The organism is Vibrio sp. V38_P2S17PM301, from assembly GCF_009904845.1.
Taxonomy (GTDB): domain Bacteria; phylum Pseudomonadota; class Gammaproteobacteria; order Enterobacterales; family Vibrionaceae; genus Vibrio; species Vibrio proteolyticus.
The window spans coordinates 52,915-72,815 of record NZ_WXWO01000054.1 but is presented as its reverse complement, the minus strand read 5'-3'; the positions used below and the strand labels follow the sequence as shown (position 1 = coordinate 72,815).

Annotated in this window: 17 protein-coding genes; 12 read left to right on the top strand and 5 right to left on the bottom strand. The window is 45.2% G+C overall.

The features are described 5' to 3' along the window. Positions 1-267 precede the first annotated feature (267 nt). On the top strand, positions 268-1,137 hold the full coding sequence (locus CAG64_RS12745) for a fructosamine kinase family protein (RefSeq protein WP_021703317.1): 870 nt from the start codon (positions 268-270) through the stop codon (positions 1,135-1,137). A 160-nt stretch (positions 1,138-1,297) separates the two neighbouring features. After that, entirely contained in the window at positions 1,298-1,501 is a 204-nt protein-coding gene (locus tag CAG64_RS12740; protein WP_021703318.1) for a CPXCG motif-containing cysteine-rich protein, read from the top strand. Positions 1,502-1,557: 56 nt separating this feature from the next. On the opposite strand, the gene CAG64_RS12735 is transcribed toward CAG64_RS12740, so the two are convergent. After that, positions 1,558-2,169, bottom strand: coding sequence for a riboflavin synthase (locus CAG64_RS12735; RefSeq protein ID WP_021703319.1), 612 nt, complete (start codon positions 2,167-2,169; stop codon positions 1,558-1,560). 180 nt (positions 2,170-2,349) lie between these two features. Between CAG64_RS12735 and CAG64_RS12730 the strand changes: the two genes are divergently transcribed. Both CAG64_RS12730 and CAG64_RS12725 read left to right on the top strand, forming a co-directional pair. Continuing rightward, on the top strand, positions 2,350-3,720 hold the full coding sequence (locus CAG64_RS12730; protein ID WP_161457591.1) for an MATE family efflux transporter: 1,371 nt from the start codon (positions 2,350-2,352) through the stop codon (positions 3,718-3,720). 81 nt (positions 3,721-3,801) lie between these two features. After that, positions 3,802-4,794 carry a DUF3080 domain-containing protein gene (locus CAG64_RS12725; protein WP_161457592.1) on the top strand — a complete coding sequence of 331 codons (993 nt, stop codon included), beginning with the start codon at positions 3,802-3,804 and terminating at the stop codon, positions 4,792-4,794. On the opposite strand, the gene CAG64_RS12720 is transcribed toward CAG64_RS12725, so the two are convergent. Next, a complete protein-coding gene (locus tag CAG64_RS12720) occupies positions 4,788-5,639 on the bottom strand; it encodes a DNA ligase (RefSeq protein WP_161457593.1) in 852 nt (283 codons plus the stop codon). The genes CAG64_RS12725 and CAG64_RS12720 overlap by 7 nt on opposite strands. A 617-nt stretch (positions 5,640-6,256) precedes the next feature. On the opposite strand from CAG64_RS12720, the gene CAG64_RS23975 reads away from it, so the two are divergent. After that, the gene (locus CAG64_RS23975; RefSeq protein WP_161488563.1) at positions 6,257-7,582 is read left to right on the top strand and encodes a methyl-accepting chemotaxis protein; all 1,326 of its coding nucleotides are present in this window, start codon (positions 6,257-6,259) and stop codon (positions 7,580-7,582) included. 187 nt (positions 7,583-7,769) lie between these two features. On the opposite strand, the gene CAG64_RS12710 is transcribed toward CAG64_RS23975, so the two are convergent. Beyond that, positions 7,770-8,771, bottom strand: coding sequence for a phosphotransferase (locus CAG64_RS12710; RefSeq protein WP_161488562.1), 1,002 nt, complete (start codon positions 8,769-8,771; stop codon positions 7,770-7,772). A gap of 185 nt (positions 8,772-8,956) precedes the next feature. Here CAG64_RS12710 and CAG64_RS12705 point away from each other — a divergent pair, with 185 nt between their 5' ends. Beyond that, entirely contained in the window at positions 8,957-11,689 is a 2,733-nt protein-coding gene (locus tag CAG64_RS12705) for a hybrid sensor histidine kinase/response regulator (RefSeq protein WP_161488561.1), read from the top strand. 560 nt (positions 11,690-12,249) lie between these two features. Beyond that, positions 12,250-12,627, top strand: a complete 378-nt coding sequence (locus CAG64_RS12700) for a hypothetical protein (protein WP_161489317.1) — start codon at positions 12,250-12,252, stop codon at positions 12,625-12,627. Positions 12,628-12,666: 39 nt separating this feature from the next. On the opposite strand, the gene CAG64_RS12695 is transcribed toward CAG64_RS12700, so the two are convergent. Next, complete coding sequence (locus CAG64_RS12695; RefSeq protein WP_021703345.1) at positions 12,667-13,563, bottom strand: sigma-70 family RNA polymerase sigma factor; 897 nt, start codon at positions 13,561-13,563, stop codon at positions 12,667-12,669. Between the two features lie 357 nt (positions 13,564-13,920). Then, a complete protein-coding gene (locus CAG64_RS12690; protein ID WP_161457949.1) occupies positions 13,921-15,909 on the bottom strand; it encodes a sensor domain-containing phosphodiesterase in 1,989 nt (662 codons plus the stop codon). Positions 15,910-16,207: 298 nt separating this feature from the next. Between CAG64_RS12690 and CAG64_RS12685 the strand changes: the two genes are divergently transcribed. The 5 genes from CAG64_RS12685 to CAG64_RS12665 are packed head-to-tail and all read left to right on the top strand — an operon-like array spanning position 16,208 to position 19,891. Continuing rightward, positions 16,208-16,471 carry an STAS domain-containing protein gene (locus CAG64_RS12685; protein ID WP_021703348.1) on the top strand — a complete coding sequence of 88 codons (264 nt, stop codon included), beginning with the start codon at positions 16,208-16,210 and terminating at the stop codon, positions 16,469-16,471. A 35-nt stretch (positions 16,472-16,506) separates the two neighbouring features. Further along, positions 16,507-16,863, top strand: a complete 357-nt coding sequence (locus CAG64_RS12680) for a response regulator (protein ID WP_161453044.1) — start codon at positions 16,507-16,509, stop codon at positions 16,861-16,863. 13 nt (positions 16,864-16,876) lie between these two features. Then, positions 16,877-18,925, top strand: coding sequence for a chemotaxis protein CheA (locus CAG64_RS12675; protein ID WP_161457948.1), 2,049 nt, complete (start codon positions 16,877-16,879; stop codon positions 18,923-18,925). Continuing rightward, positions 18,913-19,437: a chemotaxis protein CheW gene (locus CAG64_RS12670; RefSeq protein WP_161453041.1), complete on the top strand. Its 525-nt coding sequence runs from the start codon at positions 18,913-18,915 to the stop codon at positions 19,435-19,437. Before CAG64_RS12675 ends, CAG64_RS12670 begins: the two co-directional genes overlap by 13 nt. Continuing rightward, entirely contained in the window at positions 19,427-19,891 is a 465-nt protein-coding gene (locus tag CAG64_RS12665) for a chemotaxis protein CheW (RefSeq protein WP_021703352.1), read from the top strand. Before CAG64_RS12670 ends, CAG64_RS12665 begins: the two co-directional genes overlap by 11 nt. The last annotated feature ends 10 nt before the right edge of the window (positions 19,892-19,901 follow it).

Here is a 19,901-nt window from a genome sequence, read left to right as displayed (position 1 = left end):
AAGACATATCAAAGACCTTTAACAACCGTAAGCCGTATGTTTAATAAATAATTTTGCCCTGTATTAAATAATGAGTGATTAACCGGACATTTTCACATCAATTTCTCAGTGAATTTACTCACCCTTCGTGTATCTGACTTGCAACAACTCAGAAAAATTGTCTCATTCCAAAGAATTTTTACGCCAATCTTTGGCTCCGTATTCAGTTTTATCGGCTAAGTTGTTCTAGACTAAAGCTTAATATGGGCAACTGTTTTCGGAGTTTGTATGTGGCAAGCCATTTCCCAACAGCTTTCTGACACTCTGATGTTCGACTTTCAGATATCAGAAAGAGAGAAGTTAGACGGCGGAGACATCAATCAGTGCTACATGATCAGTGACGGACAAGAACGCTATTTCGTCAAAGTGAATGCAAAAGAAGCCCTGGCGAAATTCGAAGCCGAAGCCGAAAACATCCGCATCATGAGAGAAAGCAATACGGTTTTTCTCCCAGAGCTAGTGCTTTATGGCGCTTGCAAAGACAGCTCATTCATCATCCTCAATTTCCTCGCAACCAAACCTCTCGAAGACAGCACCCTTAGCTATGAATTTGGCCAGCAACTGGCCAGGTTACACCAATGGGGTGAGCAAAAAGAGTATGGTTTTGATTGTGATAACTACATCGGTTCAACGCTCCAGCCCAATAAGTGGGATAAAAAATGGTGTCGTTTTTTTGCAGAGCAGCGTATCGGCTGGCAACTGCAACTCGTTAAAGAAAAAGGCGTTGTGTTGGTTGACGACATCGAAGAATTCACCCAACTGGTTCAAAATCGATTAGCCAGTCACTCGCCCCGCCCCAGCTTGCTCCACGGTGACTTGTGGAATGGCAACGTCGCCAACTCGGCTTTCGGCCCAATATGCTACGATCCCGCCACATATTGGGGGGATCGGGAATGCGACATCGCCATGACAGAGCTGTTTAACGGCTTCCAGCCCGAGTTTTACCAGGGATACGAAAGCGTCTGGCCACTCGAAATTGGTTATGAGGCACGTAAAAACATCTACAACCTGTACCACATCCTTAACCACTACAATCAGTTCGGTGGCCATTACCTGGACGAAGCAGAAAAGATGATCAACGACATCCTCAGCTATTAAAGGGCGACTGAATATTCACAAAGTTTATTGATATTTAAAGAAATTAAGAATAGGCAACGAGATTTTCCGGCGCGAATCAAACTTTGTACTTAATTCATGACCATAACTAACTATCGACATTATGATTTAAATATCTCATCAAGGAAGTAAGGAGAGAGATATGCGGAATTATACAGAGCGTACGGTTCGTTGCCCCCACTGTGGTCACTCGATTGGCATTACTCTGGATGCCTCAAATGGCAGTCAGGATTTTTACGACGACTGTCCTGCATGCTGTAATGCTATTCATCTGAGTATGACGGTTAATGAAGTAACAGACAGTGTCGATTTATATGTCGATGCCGATGACGAACAAATTTTCTGATATCTCATAAGAGAATTAAAAAAAGCGCCTTTCGGCGCTTTTTTCACATACGACGATCAGTCGAGCCGACTTGCTAGCACTCGTTCCACCGTATCGACTATCGCCTGAGTCTGTGGATCGACTTCAACGTTGATGCAGTCCCCAGCCTGACGTCGGCCAAACAGTGTTCGTTCCATAGTTTCCGGGATCAAATGAACGTTAAAGCGATTTTCGACAACGTCCCCGATGGTGAGTGAGCAACCATCTAAGCCGATAAAGCCTTTCGGCAGAACATACTTGATGAACTCTGGCGCAATTTCAAACCACACCGTACGATTGTTCTCGGAATCAATCACCTCGGTGATGGTGGCGGTCAGTGCAATATGGCCTGACATGTGATGTCCGCCTATTTCATCACCAAAACGTGCCGCACGTTCGATATTAACAACATCACCTTCACGTAAGCTGCCCAAGTTGGTCAGTTTCAATGTTTCCTGCATTAGATCAAACGAGACCAAATCACCTTCGATTTTAGTGACGGTCAAACAACAACCGTTGTGTGCAACCGACGCACCGATGGTTAACTCACTATTCAACGCCGATTCCAGACGTACAATGTGAGTTTGGAACAACTCTTTCTTTTCGATGGCGACAACTTCCGCCATCCCCTGAACGATTCCAGTAAACATAACCTGTTTCCCGTTGTTTTTTTCGTGGTGTTCAACGTAACATTTCATTATCATCAGATGACAAATCCAGTCACAGTTCTTTGTAGTAAACGGCGTGTCAATTTTCGTCTACCTTTTGATGCTTCACGCCTTACTTAAGAACCCCATTTCTGATACGCGTCCTTTGCATTGGAGTTCTTTGTGCATCGTTATAAAAAAGAATCAATAAACCTGATTAAGTTGGCTACCCCTGTGCTTATCGCGTCTGTCGCGCAAACCGGTATGGGCTTTGTCGATACCATAATGGCCGGTGGTGTTAGTGCGACAGATATGGCCGCAGTTTCGATCGCGGCCAGTATCTGGTTACCATCGATCTTGTTTGGTGTCGGCCTGCTTATGGCCTTGGTCCCTGTCGTCGCTCAGCTCAACGGCTCTGGTCGCCAGGTAAAAATCCCCTATGAGATTCAGCAAGGTATCGCACTTGCCCTGCTGATTTCAATCCCTATTATTGCGGCGCTTTTCCAGACCCAGTACATCCTCCACTTGATGGATGTGGAAGATCTCATGGCAGCAAAAACCAATGGCTACATGTATGCAGTGATGTACGCCGTGCCACCGTTTTTATTGTTTCAGACGCTACGTAGCTTTACCGACGGCATGTCACTGACTAAACCTGCGATGGTCATCGGTTTTATTGGGTTACTGTTTAACATTCCACTCAATTGGATATTTGTCTACGGCGAATTTGGCGCGCCAGCATTAGGTGGCGTTGGTTGTGGTGTGGCCACAGCAATTGTCTACTGGCTGATGTTCTTCATGCTGTTATTTTACGTACTGACGTCCAAACGCGTTGCCCACATTGAACTGTTTAAAGAGTTTCACCGACCTCAACTGAAACCGTTGTTGCGTCTGTTTAAATTGGGCTTTCCGGTTGCCGCCGCCCTATTCTTTGAAGTCACACTGTTTGCTGTGGTTGCCTTACTGGTCGCCCCTCTGGGTCCATTGGTGGTGGCCGCGCACCAGGTGGCGATTAACTTCTCTTCCTTGATCTTTATGTTGCCAATGAGTATCGGAGCTGCGGTCAGCATCCGTGTTGGCCATAAACTGGGAGAAGAAGACGTTGAAGGCGCTGCAATTGCTTCACGTGTCAGCTTGATGGTGGCCTTGTCGACAGCACTGATCACCGCCACTTTGACGATCTTGTTCCGCGAAAACGTTGCCCTGCTTTACACCGACAACACGGCGGTGGTTGCGATGGCGGTGCAGTTGCTGTGGTTTGCTGCTGTATACCAGTGTACAGACGCCATTCAGGTTGTTGCGGCCGGAGCATTACGCGGCTATAAAGACATGGCAGCGATCTTTAACCGTACATTTGTCGCTTACTGGGTACTGGGGTTGCCGTCAGGTTATATTTTGGCATTGACCGATTGGGTCACTCAGCCGATGGGCGCAAAAGGCTTCTGGATTGGTTTTATCATCGGTTTGTCGGCTGCCGCTCTAATGCTCAGCGTGCGGTTGTTATGGATGCATAAGCAACCTGACGATACCCAACTGACGTTCGCGTCACGATAATGAAATAAGGTCAGCCTAGCTGACCTTATTTATAGGAGTTACGTAAACTATGAAAGAATGATAACGATCAGGAGCACCTGCTTGCGCTGGACAATATGGATTATCAGCTTGGTATTACTAGGGTGTGATTACAATCAGCCCCCGATAGAGGCTGATTTACGAGAATACCTCTCGCGTATAGCCAGAGTTCAGGATGAAGACGCTTTTAAGGCGCCTGACCTGAGCTCAACCACCTTGCCCGACAAGCGAGAACTGTTTGTTGAGATTGCGCCGATAAGCATGGGGTTGCTTGACAGTTACGAGCTGAGAAAATGCAATCTTTTTAACCTCATCGCACAACGCAACTCGTTGCTTGGTAAGGTTCAAGATCAGTTTCGCAACTATCAGTATCAAGTCGAGTTACTAGATGGTCTTAATCGCTGTTTGAATAATGCTGACATTCCTGCCAGCTTAAAGCAGCAACTGACCACCATTCAACAACAGAAATATCAAGATCTTCCACACCATTTTTTCAACCTGCTATACAGCAGCGACGCCATGCGAAAGCAGCTTAGTGGTAACACTTGGCTCAGCGACGAAATGAGCTGGAATACCGATGTGGTTCGCAATGCCTTACTTACGCTTAATCACATGGGGCAAGTGACCAAATGGCAAACTGGAGAAGCGCGTAACAACATCATCGACGTTCAAGAATCACTGGAAAAGCTGCCATTGATCGGCCAGCTGGATTATTCATTGAAAAACGCCACCTTACTTCTTAAAACCGCCACCAATCAGTTACAGCGTCACGATAGCAAAATAATTTGTGGTCAGAATCGTGATACGACCCGATTTCGTTACCTGAGTAACGTGTTCCAAAACTACTATGTCGAAAGAATTCAACCGTATCTGGCTGAATTAGACAGCACATACGGACAGCTTGAACCAAGCTTCACTATGTTTCATTTTGCAACTGATCGCTATGTGTACCCCATAGAAAAGGATCACCAGGCGTTTCGCCGTGTGACATTAGCGCATGTTCAGTACTGGCAGAACCTGTTCAAACGTTGCGGTGTGCGTGTGGGAAATCAGTAGTGCTCCCGCTCACGTAAGAAACGAGCAAATCTCGGCACACCAAGATGAGTGTAACCGTTGTGCCTGAATGTAATGGTGGAGCCTATCTGAGGTGGATGCTTTCTCAATTGGTCACTCAGTCCACTGCCGATGTAGAACTCCGTCTCATCTTGCAACTTGACTCGCAATGAACCAAGCATCCCCTGATATTTACCAGAGCCCGCTTTATAGCCTACGATGACCGCTTCTGTATCCTGGTATTTCTTCAGTTTAAGCAGATCCGAACTGCGCCCGGCCTGATAGTCGGCCGTGATTTTACGTAACATCACACCCTCTCCGTCAGAGTCACTGACCTCGTCGAGGTAGTCAAATAGAGACTGCTCTGATGTTATCGGCGTGTGCTCGACGTATTTCACGTGCTCACTATCTATCTGGGTCACCAATGTTTTGAGTGCCGCGTAACGCTTTGGGTAGTTGCCCGATGCCATAGGAAGATCAAATAACATGTAAGTAATTTGTTTCCAAGCAACGTCATTAGGCTCTTTATCCAAAACGGTGTGCTGGACAAGCGCAAACTGACCCCGTCCCGCCCACAACTCTCCTTCAACCGGGTAACCCGGCAAGGAAGACACAAACCATTTTGGCGCATGAATCAGGTTACCCTGTCGTGTTGTCAGGTGTGTGCCATTCCAAATCACACGAATGCCGTCCAGCTTTTCACTTTGCCAATACTGATTGATATCGATATCCGGTTGATACATCTCTGCGTTCACAACTGGAATAGAATACAGTGCCTCCTGAGCGAACGACTCTGGCGAATGAGTCATCAATAACGCAATTGCGATTGAGGTGAGCTTCAACTCCATGAAAATGCCCTTTTGTTAGAAACTTCAGTTATTTCTGACTATATTCCCTGACTAACTCAATATGTACTCAGACACATTTAGAGCCAGTTTGAGCTCAGCTTAATCTGAGAACATTATCAATTTCATTTAGTTACGAGCTAAACCTAGGTTTGCATTTCGATTCTCATTTTGAGAAGTTTCGGCTTTTTATTATGATAACTATTGAATAAAAATTGGTAACTATTTGATTATTATTAATAATAACTTTTGGCATGAATCGTGATGAGCTCCAAGTATCAACGACAAGGAGAAATGTCATGGGACTACGCAAAATTGAAATACAGAACACATGATGATCAACAGCACTCCTTTACGACGATACGGCCGCTTTTTCCTCTCGGGTGATCCCGGTGAGACGAAAACACGTAGACACCGAGTTAACATCTTGAAACACATCTATCGCTATGAATGTGTCTGTTAATACACCTATTGAGTCTATTCTCAAAAAATAAATCTGGTGTAGCACATTTTAAACCCCGACAATGCGGAACAAAGATTATAAATACACACAGTTAGGCCAATAATTACAAATTTTCGTCAGTTTTTTTGTACTGTCTATCCTGATTTAGGAACTTGTCATGTCAATACTTCAGTCTCTGAGCCGTTTATTCACCAAAGATACCCAAGCGACAGAACAGCAGGCGCAAACAGCGCTTGCTGTGAACACTTTGAATGCACTTCAGCACAATATGGCGACCATCGAGTTCACACCTGATGGCGATATTATTACCGCCAGTGATCTCTTTCTCACCACGGTCGGTTACACGCTCGACGAGATACGAGGGCAAAATCACCGGATTTTCTGTCCGGAGGCACTCCTTCGCTCAGCCGAGTATCAAAGCTTCTGGCGTGAACTGGCTAGCGGTGGCAGCTATACCGGCACTGTGGAACGCGTGACGAAAACGGGTCAGGAGCTTTGGTTGGAAGCGAGCTACTTCCCTGTAGTTGATGAATCAGGAAAAGTTTGCCGAGTCATGAAAGTCGCCTCCGACGTGACTTCAAGTAAGCATGAATCCGATCGTCAAACGGCCATTATGAACGCGCTGAATCAATCTTTGGCGATGATTGAATTTGAACCTGATGGCACTATCGTCAGCGCCAACGATAACTTCCTCGCTACAGTGAACTACACCCAGCATGAGATTGCGGGCAAGCACCACCACATTTTTTGTGAAGAATCTTTTTACCAGGAGCAACCTCAGTTCTGGCAGGATCTTGGGCGAGGAGTCTTCAAGTCAGGCCTGTTTGGCCGTATCAACAAGTACGGTGAAAAAATATGGTTGGAAGCCAGTTATAACCCAATCAAGAACCACCATGGGCAAGTTGAACGCGTGATTAAATTTGCCAGCAATATTACTGAACGCGTCAATCATCAGATTGCTGTGCGAGAAGCAGCAGAAGTGGCGTATTCGACGTCGCAACAAACGGTATCCAGCTCTGAGCGCGGAGCCAATGTCTTGGCCGATATAACGTCAGCGTCACACAACATGGGGCAACAGATCGACGAAGCAAACGACATCATGAGCGGCTTAGATCAACAGTCTCAGGAAATTAATCAGATAGTATCAACCATCAGCCAAATCGCTGAACGCACGAATTTGCTGGCCTTAAATGCCGCGATTGAAGCCGCTCGAGCAGGTGAACAAGGACGCGGGTTTGCTGTCGTGGCCGATGAAGTCCGTAAGCTTGCCTCCAGCACAACTGCATCAACGGAAGAGATTGAAACCATTGTGAAGAAAAATACCCAACTGACAGGTTCAGCGCTGGCAACCATGAAGGCACTTCAGCACATGGTCGAGACCTGTAATCAACAGATTTCGGAAGCCGAACGAGTTATCAGTGAAATCAACCAAGGCGCGAGCAACGTTTCGGAAACGGTTGGCGTACTGGTCAATACCCGATAATGAAAGTGTGGGACACGGACGTCTCCATTTTAATTCGTACGGTCTGTGAGTAGCATTCTTAAAGATTCTTTGAAAGGAGAACGCTGCTCCAGCAGTATCTGGTCGTTTTTGATCAGCAAGAACGAAACACACTCAAAAATCTTGTCCATACTGACTCCTTTCATCTCGACACTTATTCCTCTTCAAGTTAAACATGATTCGCAACATCATTCCTTAAACCTGTATGCTCCAACATCGCTCGCCAGCGTTGCATGAAAGGGACGAACTCTCGATGAGGGATAAATTTTTTTGCCGCTGTATTGCCGTGAAGATAGACGGCTTCCAAAGCCCACACATGATGATCGGCATAGATGCCCCACGCTTTCGCCCCATCATCCAGCGTCTCGTTCGTTAGCGGAGACCACTTGATGTAACCACGGACGAACTCCGCACAATGTCCGGCGTCTAACTGGAACATGTACATACACGCACGAGCGATCTCATAGCCTACTGGCATGCAACACACCAGATCCCAGTCAATCACCGCGCTGACTTCTCGGTTTGCATCAAAAAATACATTGTATTGATGATAATCGCCATGAATAAGCTGCGGTTTGGACACAGGTTGATAGTGGTGGATGCTGCAATCACTGGCCAAAAACTGTTGCTGCTGTTTAGCGCGAATCAAAGCCCAACGTTCTGTATCGGTAGGATTTGCCTGTGACTGCAGTCTGTCGATAATAACTTGCAGTCGAGCGACCCAGCTTGACTGACTCCAACGCAACGGAATGACAGGGAAACCGTCTTGCCGGTAACCGACCAGCCCCAGATGCAGCCGGGCTAATGCTTCGCCCGCCGCCCTCGCGTGAGACAAACTTAATTGGTTTACAATCTCACCTCGTGCCTCAGGATACAGTGCAAAAAAACTGCCCATCTCCTCAACCCAGGTCCGATTATCCATTGTACATAGTGGTAAAACGACAGGTAACGCCTGCTCGCTCAGATTCGCCACCAGAGCATGTTCACGAATGATCTTTTGCGGTTCGCCGGTTTTAAATCGCCTCAGATAGAACGTTTCTGGCTCAGAGAGCCGATAGATCTGATTGGTTGCACCAGTCGTAACGGGCTCAATGCGTTGGCAACTTTCAGAACTCGGCCAATATCGTGTTATGCGTTTCAATGTGTCAAAGGGCAAAACAACATCGCTCACAGTAAATCCCATCCTTTGCATACTATTTCGCCAATATTATCACTCACCACTTAGCCCGTCAGTCGCCGCTTGGTGATCTCTACACAAAAACTTACCAATAATCTTTATCTTACCCACTAGGTTTTCTTGTATGTGCATTCAAATTTACTAACTTACCAATAAGCCTTGATAAAAAACGAGACGTTATGCTTTCCCTCAACCACTTTAAAATGAAAAATAAAGTGATGATTCTGGCTGTAGTCCCGCTGGTTACCATCGTCTATCTGGCATATCTAAAAATTGACGAGCTCTCTTTTCAACTGAAGAATATTGATATTCTTTCGCACGATATCCAGTTTATCCAACTGCTTTCCACTAACCACCGCGAGTCTCACATCGCGCGCATTCACCCAGACAAAATCGCTGATCAGGCCGCCAAACAGCAACAGCGGTTCAATCGTATGCATGAGCTTGTTCCCCTTGCGTTTCCTCAACAGGACGCAGGTTTTATCAATAACCTGTTGTTAGACATGTCAGAAACTCAATCCGATTTGTTTCAGACCAAGAGCATGAAAGAGAGCGACGAGTTATCCACTTGGTTGGCAGAACTCCACTCGCAAATGTTGTTGCACCTGGAAAAAGTCGATATTCACACAGGGATTCCGACGATTGAAGGACATTTAAAAGCGCTGTATCAACTTGAATGGTTAATGCTTTGGGCTGCTGAAGAGAACTGGTTTTTCCATCGCGAATCTCGTCAAAGCGACAGTTGGGCCACAGAGCAGGCTCATCATGACAACCATGAGAGAATTCAGAACTACTTCGATTTTCAGAAACTTTATATTGAGCGCTTTTTGGTGATTAACGCTGATAAAAGCCATGTTCAGATGCTGTTGAACACGTTTTCGCATCCGGCATTCTCATCCAGTGCCCGGTTTCGTGATCAACTGCTGAACAACGATGAGGCGCTTCATATGTCAGAGCAAGCGATCAGAGATGGGCTTAAAAGTCTGGATCAGCGCTTATCATTGCTTAATAGCGTCGCAAGACAAATTGAAATCGGCCTGACTCGGGAGCTCAACAGCAAAGTGGCGGATTTCAAAACCAAACGTCTCGCTTTTATCACGCTGGTTTCTTTACTGGCCGTATTTATCTTTACCATCAGTCTCAACCTAGCCCACCGCGTTGCGGGTTATCTGCCAGAAATTCTTAATTTTCTCAAAGACGCCGACACCAATACGTCGCAATCAACTGTGATGGTAAAAGGCAATGATGAACTTGCAGAATTTGCTAAAAAGATTAACACACTGACTAAAGAACGACGGGAAAATCAGCGTCATCTGATTGAATCGCGCGACTTTGCCCGCCAACAGGCTGAGAAAGCAGAACGAGCGAATCGGGCAAAAAGCAGCTTTCTTGCCAATATGTCGCATGAGATTCGTACACCACTAAATGGCATCATAGGTATCTCCGAGATACTGTCCGAAACCAAGCTGTATGCCAGTCAACGGGAATACCTAAGCACCATTGAGACCTCTTCTCAGCATTTATTGAGGCTCATCAACGATATTTTGGATCTCTCTAAAATTGAATCCGGTGAACTGCGCTTGTCGCTCCACTCAACCAACATTCGCGAACTCATTTTTGATACAGCAGACATGATCACCAGCCGCATCTCCGATAAAGGATTGGTACTGGACATCAGTATCGACCGCGATGTTCCCGTTTCATTGCTCGTGGACGAGTATCGTCTGGGGCAAGTGTTGCTCAATCTGCTATCAAATGCCGTCAAATTTACTGAAAAAGGTACCATTAAAATTAAAGTCACGTGTCTCTCTAAAGAAAACCAACGTGCGATGCTACGTTTTGAAGTTATCGACACAGGGATCGGGATCGCGAAAGACAAACAAAAGGTTATTTTTCGCCCCTTTGCTCAGGAAGATGCTTCCACCACCCGACAATTTGGCGGTACAGGGTTGGGGTTAGCGATTAGCAACAAAATTGTAAACCTAATGAACAGCGAGATTCGCCTCGATTCAGACAAAGGATTGGGCTGTCGCTTCTTTTTTGACGCCAAACTCGAATTTGAAACGGACACCGTTAATGTCGTTGATGATATCCCGCCTTTTTACCTGATTCACAATAACCTCAGTTGGCATCAACACATATTGGATGAGATCGCCTATTTCGGGCTCAACGTCCAAGCCATGTACAACGATGTCTCGGCGTTTATACAAGATGAACATCGCTTAAACTTGACCGTGGTGTATTTGGAATCGGAACCCAAACAGTCACTTGAGCACATCAACACCATCAGTGACGTGACACAGTCCAACATTACGGTAATTCGCCTTGGTTATAGCGGCAATCGTGACTACGGCGGTAAGGTTCATGGGCTGGTGACTTACCCTCTACTCGGAAGAAGGCTATTAAAAGCACTTCGTCCGTCAATCAACGTCGAAGATGGGGCGCTCGGTCAAGTCACGCCTATCTGGGAGGCGAAAAAAGAACGGCTAGCTGAACCGTCTACAACGCCTTCTTTGGTAAACGTCAGTAACTTAAGCACTCAGCCGCAAGTGTTGGTAGTTGAGGATAATCGAGTTAACCAACTGGTTGCCACCACGTTATTGCAGAAGTCGCATTTAACTTACGACGTTGCCAACAACGGCCAGGAAGCCGTAGATCTCATCAATCAGGGTAAACGGTACAAGGCCATTCTTATGGACTGCATGATGCCGGTGAAAGACGGTTTTGAAGCGACCAGAGACATCCGTGATTATGAGAGCAAAAACAACCTGAGTCACACCCCCATCATTGCGCTGACCGCGTCGGTTATTGATGATGACATTCGTAGATGTTTTGATGTTGGCATGAACGACTATGTGCCTAAACCATTCCACAAAGACACCTTGTTAGAAAAAATAAAGTCATTCGTCTAAACAACTGACTTGGCGTCTATCAGGCTTTTCGTATCTTATTTCCTCAGAAACGGAAAGCCTGAAGCAAAAACTCGCCGTTTAATTTAGTAAGTGTTCTCTGTTATTGACGCTGGTGACTAACAAATATTTACTTACAAAAACCTCGGTATCAAACATCGCAAGCTTAATAAGCAATGGGTTGGCTATCACATCTTTCCTGTTTTGCCTGCCAAACCACACGTAATCTTCAAGATCGCATGTGACTCATTAGCGCACCTAAACAGTCGGCTATTAGTGTACAAGTCACTGAAACTATTTCTATTAATAACATTAAGTTAGTATTAAACTAGCGTTCGAAGAAACACAAAAAAGGCTTATCGTTCCGATTAAAAAAACCTATGGATATTTAAAAAAATTTAAACCAGCTTAAAAATAGGCTCGTAAGCCTATATAAACGAACTGATTACGTGTTTAAAAGTTTCAGTCTCACATTTAATACAGTTTATTTATATTCCAGAATTTATACTGATATTAAGAATTATAAATCTAGTACTTAAGTTGAGTGACTGGTGGAGGTAAAAGTGTATAAATTCGTCAATGATAAGTTAGATGAAACGTACTGTACGCCAGTACCATCCGGTCACAATTTTCGCGTGTTTGACGTCCCGGACGAAGAGTTAGAAATGCGCGATATTCTAAACTGTTGGTATGAAGAAGGATTCTATCCCCTTCAACAGCTTCAAAAAATCGATATTGAAGCAAAAGATGAGTATCTTGACATTCAAAAACAACTGCTCGACCACCATGACAACACGATAATGCTGGTGTTGAGAAGCCAGGTCTACCAAGCCGCTTTGAAACGTATCTTGTCTAACTGGCCTGCCAGAAGCCCTGCGAAAAACCATCTGGAATTCTTACTGGATCAAGCCTTAGCATTGCAGACTTATGGGCGACATTGATGCACCAAAGCCCCATAAGGGGCTTTGATTTGTGACTAATCAATCCATCCAACCATCAAAACTGAGTTTGTTGCGCAGCTTTCTTATTGCTTCAGCCTGGAGTTGTCGCACCCGCTCTTTTGACAGACCGAACTCATTACCCAGCCAGTCCAAAGTTTTGACTTCCTGACCAAACAAACCGTAACGATGGATCACGATAGTACGGTGTTTATCGGGTAAGCTGTCGACGTGCTTTTCTAAGCCAGACATCAGTGCCGTTTGTTGGCACGTATTATGTGGTTCTGCCGTCACTTCATCTTGATATTGTTCGAGGGTAAATGCGGGAGAATCAAAGGTTGAAACACTCGCGCTCGATTCAATAAAACCACTCAGGTCGATCAGTTCGCTCACTTGCTCGACTGAGCGATTGGTTTTCTGTGCCAGTTCGGTGACCGAGGGATCACGGCGAAGCTCGAGCCCCACTTCTTTTGCATCACGAGAGAGTTTAAATATCTCTTTTTGCACGTGAATAGGCAGACGGACCGTTCTTGAGTTGTTCATCAGAGATGATTCAATACTTTCTCGAATCCACCAAACTGCGTAAGTCGAAAAGCGGTAACCAAGTTCAGGATCAAACTTGTCGATAGCTTTCATCAAGCCAATGTTGCCTTCTTCAATCAGATCCAGCAATCCATGGCTGTGGTTTCCTCGGCGGGTATATTTACGAGCAATTTTGACAACCAGTCGCAAGTTCGACTCGATGAGAACATCTCTGGCTGAGCGCTCACCTTGTCTGGCCAGTCTTGCGTAGTGCACCTCTTGCTCTGGGGAAAGCAGATCGACACCAACGATATCGTTGATGTATTTAGCGTAAGGATCTTGTGGAGATTCAACTTCATGAGCAACCCCAGTGAGCGTCTCCGCCCCTGGTTTGTTCAAAGCACGTCCATTGTACATAATCAACTCCAGTCCAACTAAACATTGTTGTCGCAAATCCCTCTTCCTTTCAGGCTTTGCAATCTAATCGTAATTAGTACTTTCGTTGAGTGAATATGAAATAATCATCACTTCAACTCAATGTGTAGTTTAGAACCAAGGAATTAACTGTGCAAACCCATAAAATTATATTTTTGGTCTAATAGCTCTTCTAATTATAAGTACTTACATCAGTATTTTTATCAACACAAACCAATTTCCCTTATTTTACGGGCAGTTATACTGCCATGGAGTTAATTAGTCGAATAAAATTAAATCTACCTCACTCAGGAGCAGACAAAAATTTCGTTAAAAAAATTTTAAAATACAACGAAAGTCCTAGTCAGCACGATGAATCAAGAGTTCATTGACATCGTTAACAGCGATTAGCGATTCCTTTCCGACTGGACGACAAAAGTAGAACCCCTGTACATAATCAACATCAATCGTGCGCAACAGGTCTAATTCTTCTTTACTCTCAACACCTTCTGCGACAACTTTAATACCCAACGCATGCGATAATTCAGTCAGCATTTTTACGGCATAGAATTTCTGCTTGATCAGATGCAGCTCAGAAATAAACTTACGATCAATTTTCAATACATCAAAAGAAAAGTCATTAAAGTAGGCAAAGGAGGAACTGCCAGTACCAAAATCGTCCACCGCTATATGAATGCCTGATCGGCGGATCGTATTAATCAATTCCGAATTCCCCAAAGAACCGTCAAAATAAGCACTCTCGGTAATCTCGATCGTAACTGGCATGCCCTTTTCTCGTTTTAGCTCGATGAGCCGATGTAAATCTGCCAGATAATTTAGGCCATGTTCCTGATCTGCCAGAGAACAATTCACGCTTAATTCAATCGGTTCTGGGCTTTTTAAGTAGAACTCCGAGAACTCCTTGACTGCTTTTTCAGTAATGATCTTGTCCAGTGTATGAACCAAACCTAACTCTTCCGCAGTTCGAATCAGCTCCTGAATGCTGTAGTCCCCTTTCATCTCTTCGAATCGACACAGCGCTTCTACTTTATCAATCCGGCCCGTTTTCAGGTTCACAATGGGTTGATAATGCACTTTCAAACTACGAGCCCGAATCGCTTCAATAACCGTTTGTTCCAGGTTCCTGACATATATTGCTCGCCGGTAAAGTTGCTCATCGTAAAAATTTACGTTAGTCACACGCCGATCATGTGTCACCATTGCTTTTTCAGCATGCGAAATGATTTTCTCTATTGGCGTTTCATCCAGGCCAAAAATATCCACACCAAAATGACCATTGCGCACATCACGATAAACACTGTCGTCAATACATCGCTTTAGCGCTCGTTTGAAAGTGCGTATTGAACGTGATAACCCACTCGCTTCCTTCAAATTATCGAGATGAACGTCGAATAAAAGATAAAACACCCCACCAGGCGCATATCCCAACAGCAAATCTTGTGGGATGTTTTTTAAGCCAATCGCCAAACGACTCGACATCATTTCTCGCGACATTTGACTGAAATCGGGTCGGATACATAAACAGACATAGTATTGATTGTCTAATACATACTCACTTGCTAGACGTCTGAATTCGTGTTCATCCGGGATGGCGATATCTTGCATGGTAAAGTCTGGTTCAACATTGCCAAGCTCATTGTGTACACCTTCCAAGTTAAAGAAACGCACAATTAATACCGAATGGGTACTGCTCATAGAAACGCGCTTAACATCAAGTTCCTGCATCATAAACTCGCCTTGGCGAGTCTGATTCTCGATGCGCCCCACCCATCGGTCCGAGTGTTTGAGTGCGGCTTTCAGACGTTGCAAAAATACCTCGTTTGCCATCCCTGAGCTGCTGTCCGTCAGAGGTTTACCGATACATTGAGAAGCACTCAGTCCAAAACAGTTCAAAAAGGTTTGGTTAACAAACAACACATCGAAATCTTCATCAACAATGACCACCGACTTTCGGTCATCATCCAGAATGCTGTCTATTGATCGGTAGGTGTGCATCATTTTGGGCAGTTCGGAGATGACTTCTAAATTGCCAGAAATAACGTCGTCAGCGACTTTCGACCCCGAAACTCGTATCACCTTTGATAGCAGACCTTTGGTGCTGTAAAGAATACTTGTGACATACATTTTGTCCTGAGCGATACAGATTTTAAGAAAGTCATAAAAACTACGCCGCGTACGTTTTGACATAGGTTTTAAAACGTCACGCAACGCACCGCTTTTGATCAGCGTCCGTTCGTGCAAAGCATCGTGAACGAGGACCTGTTTGCTCTCTAAATCGACGGACCACAATGCTTGTGTTGAATTCGGGTACTGACCCATCTGCGCCATGCTGTACCTACCCTAGCCTTATTCTTCGGTATGCAACAAGCAAGTTAGGAAAACACGGTGTATTTTCAACGATTAATTTTATCGATAGGCAAAAGATGCGAGGTATATGGACACGTTTTATACCAAAGTATTATTCGGTTTCTGTTCTGTAAACATCCAAATAAAGCGTGAGGTTGTGTTTTTTGCAAATACAACACATCAAATTGACGCTATCTATCTCAGTTATCAAGAAAAACATTAATAAAAAAGTTGAAACAAAAAATCGCATCCTATACTGCTAAAAAAACAGAGGTGGCCTATGCACTATACCCTTCAAAGCGAAGTAAACATCGCCAATATTGAACAAGTTAAAGCGCAACTCACCACATCGCTGACTCAAGGGGAAGCGGTGGAGTTAGACGCCAGTGAAGTGTGCAAAGTGGATACAGCGGGTATGCAGTTACTGCTCTCGTATGTACTTGGTTTGAAACAACAAGGAACAGAAGTTCATTGGAAAAGCCCATCAGACGAGTTAAGCACAGTCGCTAAATTGCTGGGGTTGGATTCAACTCTCTTCCAGTAAACAGAATTGTTTTTGATTATCAAAAGGAACTCGATATGAAAATTCTTGCTGTGGACGATTCACAATCTATTCGTCAGATGGTCAGCCATACTCTGCAGGATGCAGGTCACGAAGTCACAACAGCGGTTGATGGCGTGGATGCGCTAAGCAAATCAAAACAGGCTAAGTACGACATCATCATTTCAGATATCAATATGCCCAACATGGACGGCTTGGAATTTGTCAAACAAGTCAGAAGCCAGGCTATTCACAAATTTATCCCGATTCTGATGCTAACTACAGAAACCAGTGCAGAGAAAAAGTCTCAGGGCAAACAGGCAGGCGCAACCGGTTGGATCGTCAAACCTTTCAACCCCGAGACGTTGATTAAAACCATTCAACGCGTGGTTTGAGTAAGGTGGTGGTATGGCATTGGACATGGACCAATTACGCGGCATTTTCCAAGAAGAGTGTCGCGACAATCTCCAGCTTATTGAACAAGAGCTACTGGCTTTCGACTGTGAAAGCCCGGATGCAGAAACAATCAACACTATATTTCGCGCCGCCCATTCGATAAAAGGCGGTGCGGGGACTTTTGATTACCACTACATCAGTGACTTCACACATTTGGTAGAAACACTGTTAGATGAAGCTCGCAACGAAAAGCGGAAGCTTGATCGTGGCAGTATTGATCTGCTGCTAAAAGCAAATGATTTCACTGAACAAATGCTTTCGAATTACGAATCAGACACCGAAATTGATCTCTCAAACATGGCCCAGCTGACTCTAGAGCTTCAATCACTGCTGAAAAGTGAGTCGCTGGGCACGCTTGACGGCGACGAAAACCGTGAACTTCAAAAGCAGAACACTGAACTGCAAGAGCACGGTGAATGGGAAATACACTTCGCCCCTCATGAAGATCTGTTTTTTTCCGGTAACGATCCGGCCCGAATTATAAAGGAGCTCACCAGCCTCGCGAGTGAAAGCAACGTCATCTGTCAGATAAATGAAGTCCCTGATTTCGCACAGCTCGAACCTCAGTCTTGTTTCCTTTCCTGGATAATTAAGCTTGACGAGAGCGTAAGCGAATCCGATATAAAAGAAGTGTTCGAGTGGGTCGAAGATGAATGTGATCTCAGTATCAAACGCATTTTGCACGGCCACACACAAGACGAAGAACATATTGAAGTCACCACTACCGAAACACAACAAGTCTCCAAACCTGCTGCTCCGCAGAGCCCGCGCAGTGGTTTTTCGATTCGTGTGGATATCGAAAAAGTCGACCACCTTATTAACCTGGTCGGAGAGCTGGTCATCACCCAGTCAATGATCAACGAACTCTCTCATGACTTTGACATGAGTAAGCTTGAGCCGTTACAAAGCGGTATCGAACAGCTACTGCAAAATACTCGTGAAATTCAAGACAGCGTACTCAACATACGAATGCTTCCGGTCAGCTTTGCCTTTAACCGCTTCCCGCGTTTGATTCGCGATCTGGCGCCCAAACTCGGCAAAGAGATCCAACTGGATATTGAAGGTGAAAACACCGAGCTGGATAAAACTGTGCTGGAAAAAATTACCGACCCATTGGTGCATCTGATCCGTAATGCCGTCGACCATGGCGTTGAAACGCCCGACGCAAGAAAGCAGAAAGGCAAAAGTCCGCAAGGTCGTGTGGCATTAAAAGCCAGTCATCAGGGCGGCAATGTCGTGATCGAAATTCAGGATGATGGCGCAGGCATTAACCCCTCGGTAATTTTCGACAAAGCAATTAACAAAGGATTATTACCCCCGCATACCCAACGACACGAAATGAGCGACGACCAGATTTTCCAGCTTATTTTTATGCCCGGTTTTTCCACTGCTGATGTCGTTTCAGATTTGTCTGGTCGCGGGGTTGGTATGGATGTAGTGAAAAAGAACATCGAGTCTCTCGGCGGTGCTATCGCTGTAGAATCTTACATCGATGCCGGAAGCCGTTTCACGATAACACTTCCACTCACACTCTCCATTCTTGATGGTCAGTTGGTCAACGTCTGCGGGCAAATTTACGTGATTCCTTTGATTTCAATTGTGGAATCCATTCAAGTGGAACAAGGAAAAATTAATATCGCAGCCGGCGGCCAGGAACTGTATCAGCTACGGGATCAAAATTTGCCTATTGTCCGGTTACACCATGAATTTGGCCTGAGTTCCAACAAGCGAATCGAAGACGGCTTATTGTGCTTTGTTGAAGCTAATGGACAAAAAGTCGGCCTGTTACTCGATGATTTGCTTGGCCAGCAGCAAGTTGTCATTAAATCTCTCGAATCCAACTTTCGCAAAGTGCATGGCATTTCTGGTGCAACCATACTCGGTGACGGTTCCGTGTCCCTGATTCTGGACATTCAAAGTTTGATTTCAACCAGCATGAAGTCGTCAGTGACAGAGCATGAAGCACCACATGTGATTGAGGGGGTGTCATGCGAGAGCTAACCGATACTCAACAAATAAGCCACAACAGTTCAGACGATGCACAGAGCACAACCTATCGCGAATTTCTCGGCTTCTTAATTGGCGAAGAGTTGTATGGCATTAATATTTGCGACATTGAAGAGATTCGAGTCTGGCAGACTCCGACTTTGATTCCGAACAGTGCAGATTTCGTGATGGGCGTTATCAATTTGCGCGGGATGATCGTGCCGATTTTCGATTTGCGCATTCGCTTCCATCGTATCCGGCCTGACTACCAGCCAACCACCGTCATTATCGTCCTCAAAGGCACCAATTCACAGGGTGATACAAAGCATGTGGGCGTCGTGGTGGATGGTGTTGCCGATGTTATTACGTGTATGGCGCACGAGATCACCCCTTTGCAGCGTGTTACATCGCTATCACGGTTTATCGAAGGGATAACTCGTCAGAAAAACGGGCTTGCAACCATACTCAGCACACGTCCACTAATGGACCTGACTGAAGAAAGCGAGGAGGGATTCTGTGATCAATGACAGTAAAGAGTACCTCTCTTTTGTGATTGAGGAGGAAGAGTATGCGATTGATATCTTGGATGTTAGAGAAGTGCGAGGCTGGACTCACATTAGAGCATTGCCTAACTCACCCAGCTACATACTGGGAGTCTTAGAGCTCCGCGGGGAGTACATCCCTATCATCGACCTGCGGCAGAAATTCGGCTTCGAACCCAGTCAAATCTCCGATTTAACGGTGGTGATTTTACTCAAATTCAACAGCAGCAGTTTAGGCATTATCGTCGATGCCGTCGCAGACGTTTATCCACTGACTCAGGAACAAGTGCAACCGCCACCGTTGGGCGGTGAGCACCCCAGATATCGTTACATTAAGGGCATCGCGAATATCAATAACAAACACATCATCTTAGTAAAACTAGAAAAATTTTTTGATCTGCAGGAATTAGATCAAGTCTTGAGCGACAAAATCAGCTAGAGGATACAGC

Coding starts and splice junctions, on each gene's coding strand:
- CAG64_RS23975 (WP_161488563.1), top strand. CDS start 6,257: ATGTCAATACTTCAGTCTCTGAGCCGTTTATTCACCAAAGATACCCAA.
- CAG64_RS12695 (WP_021703345.1), bottom strand. CDS start 13,563: ATGTACAATGGACGTGCTTTGAACAAACCAGGGGCGGAGACGCTCACT.
- CAG64_RS12720 (WP_161457593.1), bottom strand. CDS start 5,639: ATGGAGTTGAAGCTCACCTCAATCGCAATTGCGTTATTGATGACTCAT.
- CAG64_RS12680 (WP_161453044.1), top strand. CDS start 16,507: ATGAAAATTCTTGCTGTGGACGATTCACAATCTATTCGTCAGATGGTC.
- CAG64_RS12735 (WP_021703319.1), bottom strand. CDS start 2,169: ATGTTTACTGGAATCGTTCAGGGGATGGCGGAAGTTGTCGCCATCGAA.
- CAG64_RS12685 (WP_021703348.1), top strand. CDS start 16,208: ATGCACTATACCCTTCAAAGCGAAGTAAACATCGCCAATATTGAACAA.
- CAG64_RS12745 (WP_021703317.1), top strand. CDS start 268: ATGTGGCAAGCCATTTCCCAACAGCTTTCTGACACTCTGATGTTCGAC.
- CAG64_RS12670 (WP_161453041.1), top strand. CDS start 18,913: ATGCGAGAGCTAACCGATACTCAACAAATAAGCCACAACAGTTCAGAC.
- CAG64_RS12740 (WP_021703318.1), top strand. CDS start 1,298: ATGCGGAATTATACAGAGCGTACGGTTCGTTGCCCCCACTGTGGTCAC.
- CAG64_RS12705 (WP_161488561.1), top strand. CDS start 8,957: ATGCTTTCCCTCAACCACTTTAAAATGAAAAATAAAGTGATGATTCTG.
- CAG64_RS12675 (WP_161457948.1), top strand. CDS start 16,877: ATGGCATTGGACATGGACCAATTACGCGGCATTTTCCAAGAAGAGTGT.
- CAG64_RS12690 (WP_161457949.1), bottom strand. CDS start 15,909: ATGGCGCAGATGGGTCAGTACCCGAATTCAACACAAGCATTGTGGTCC.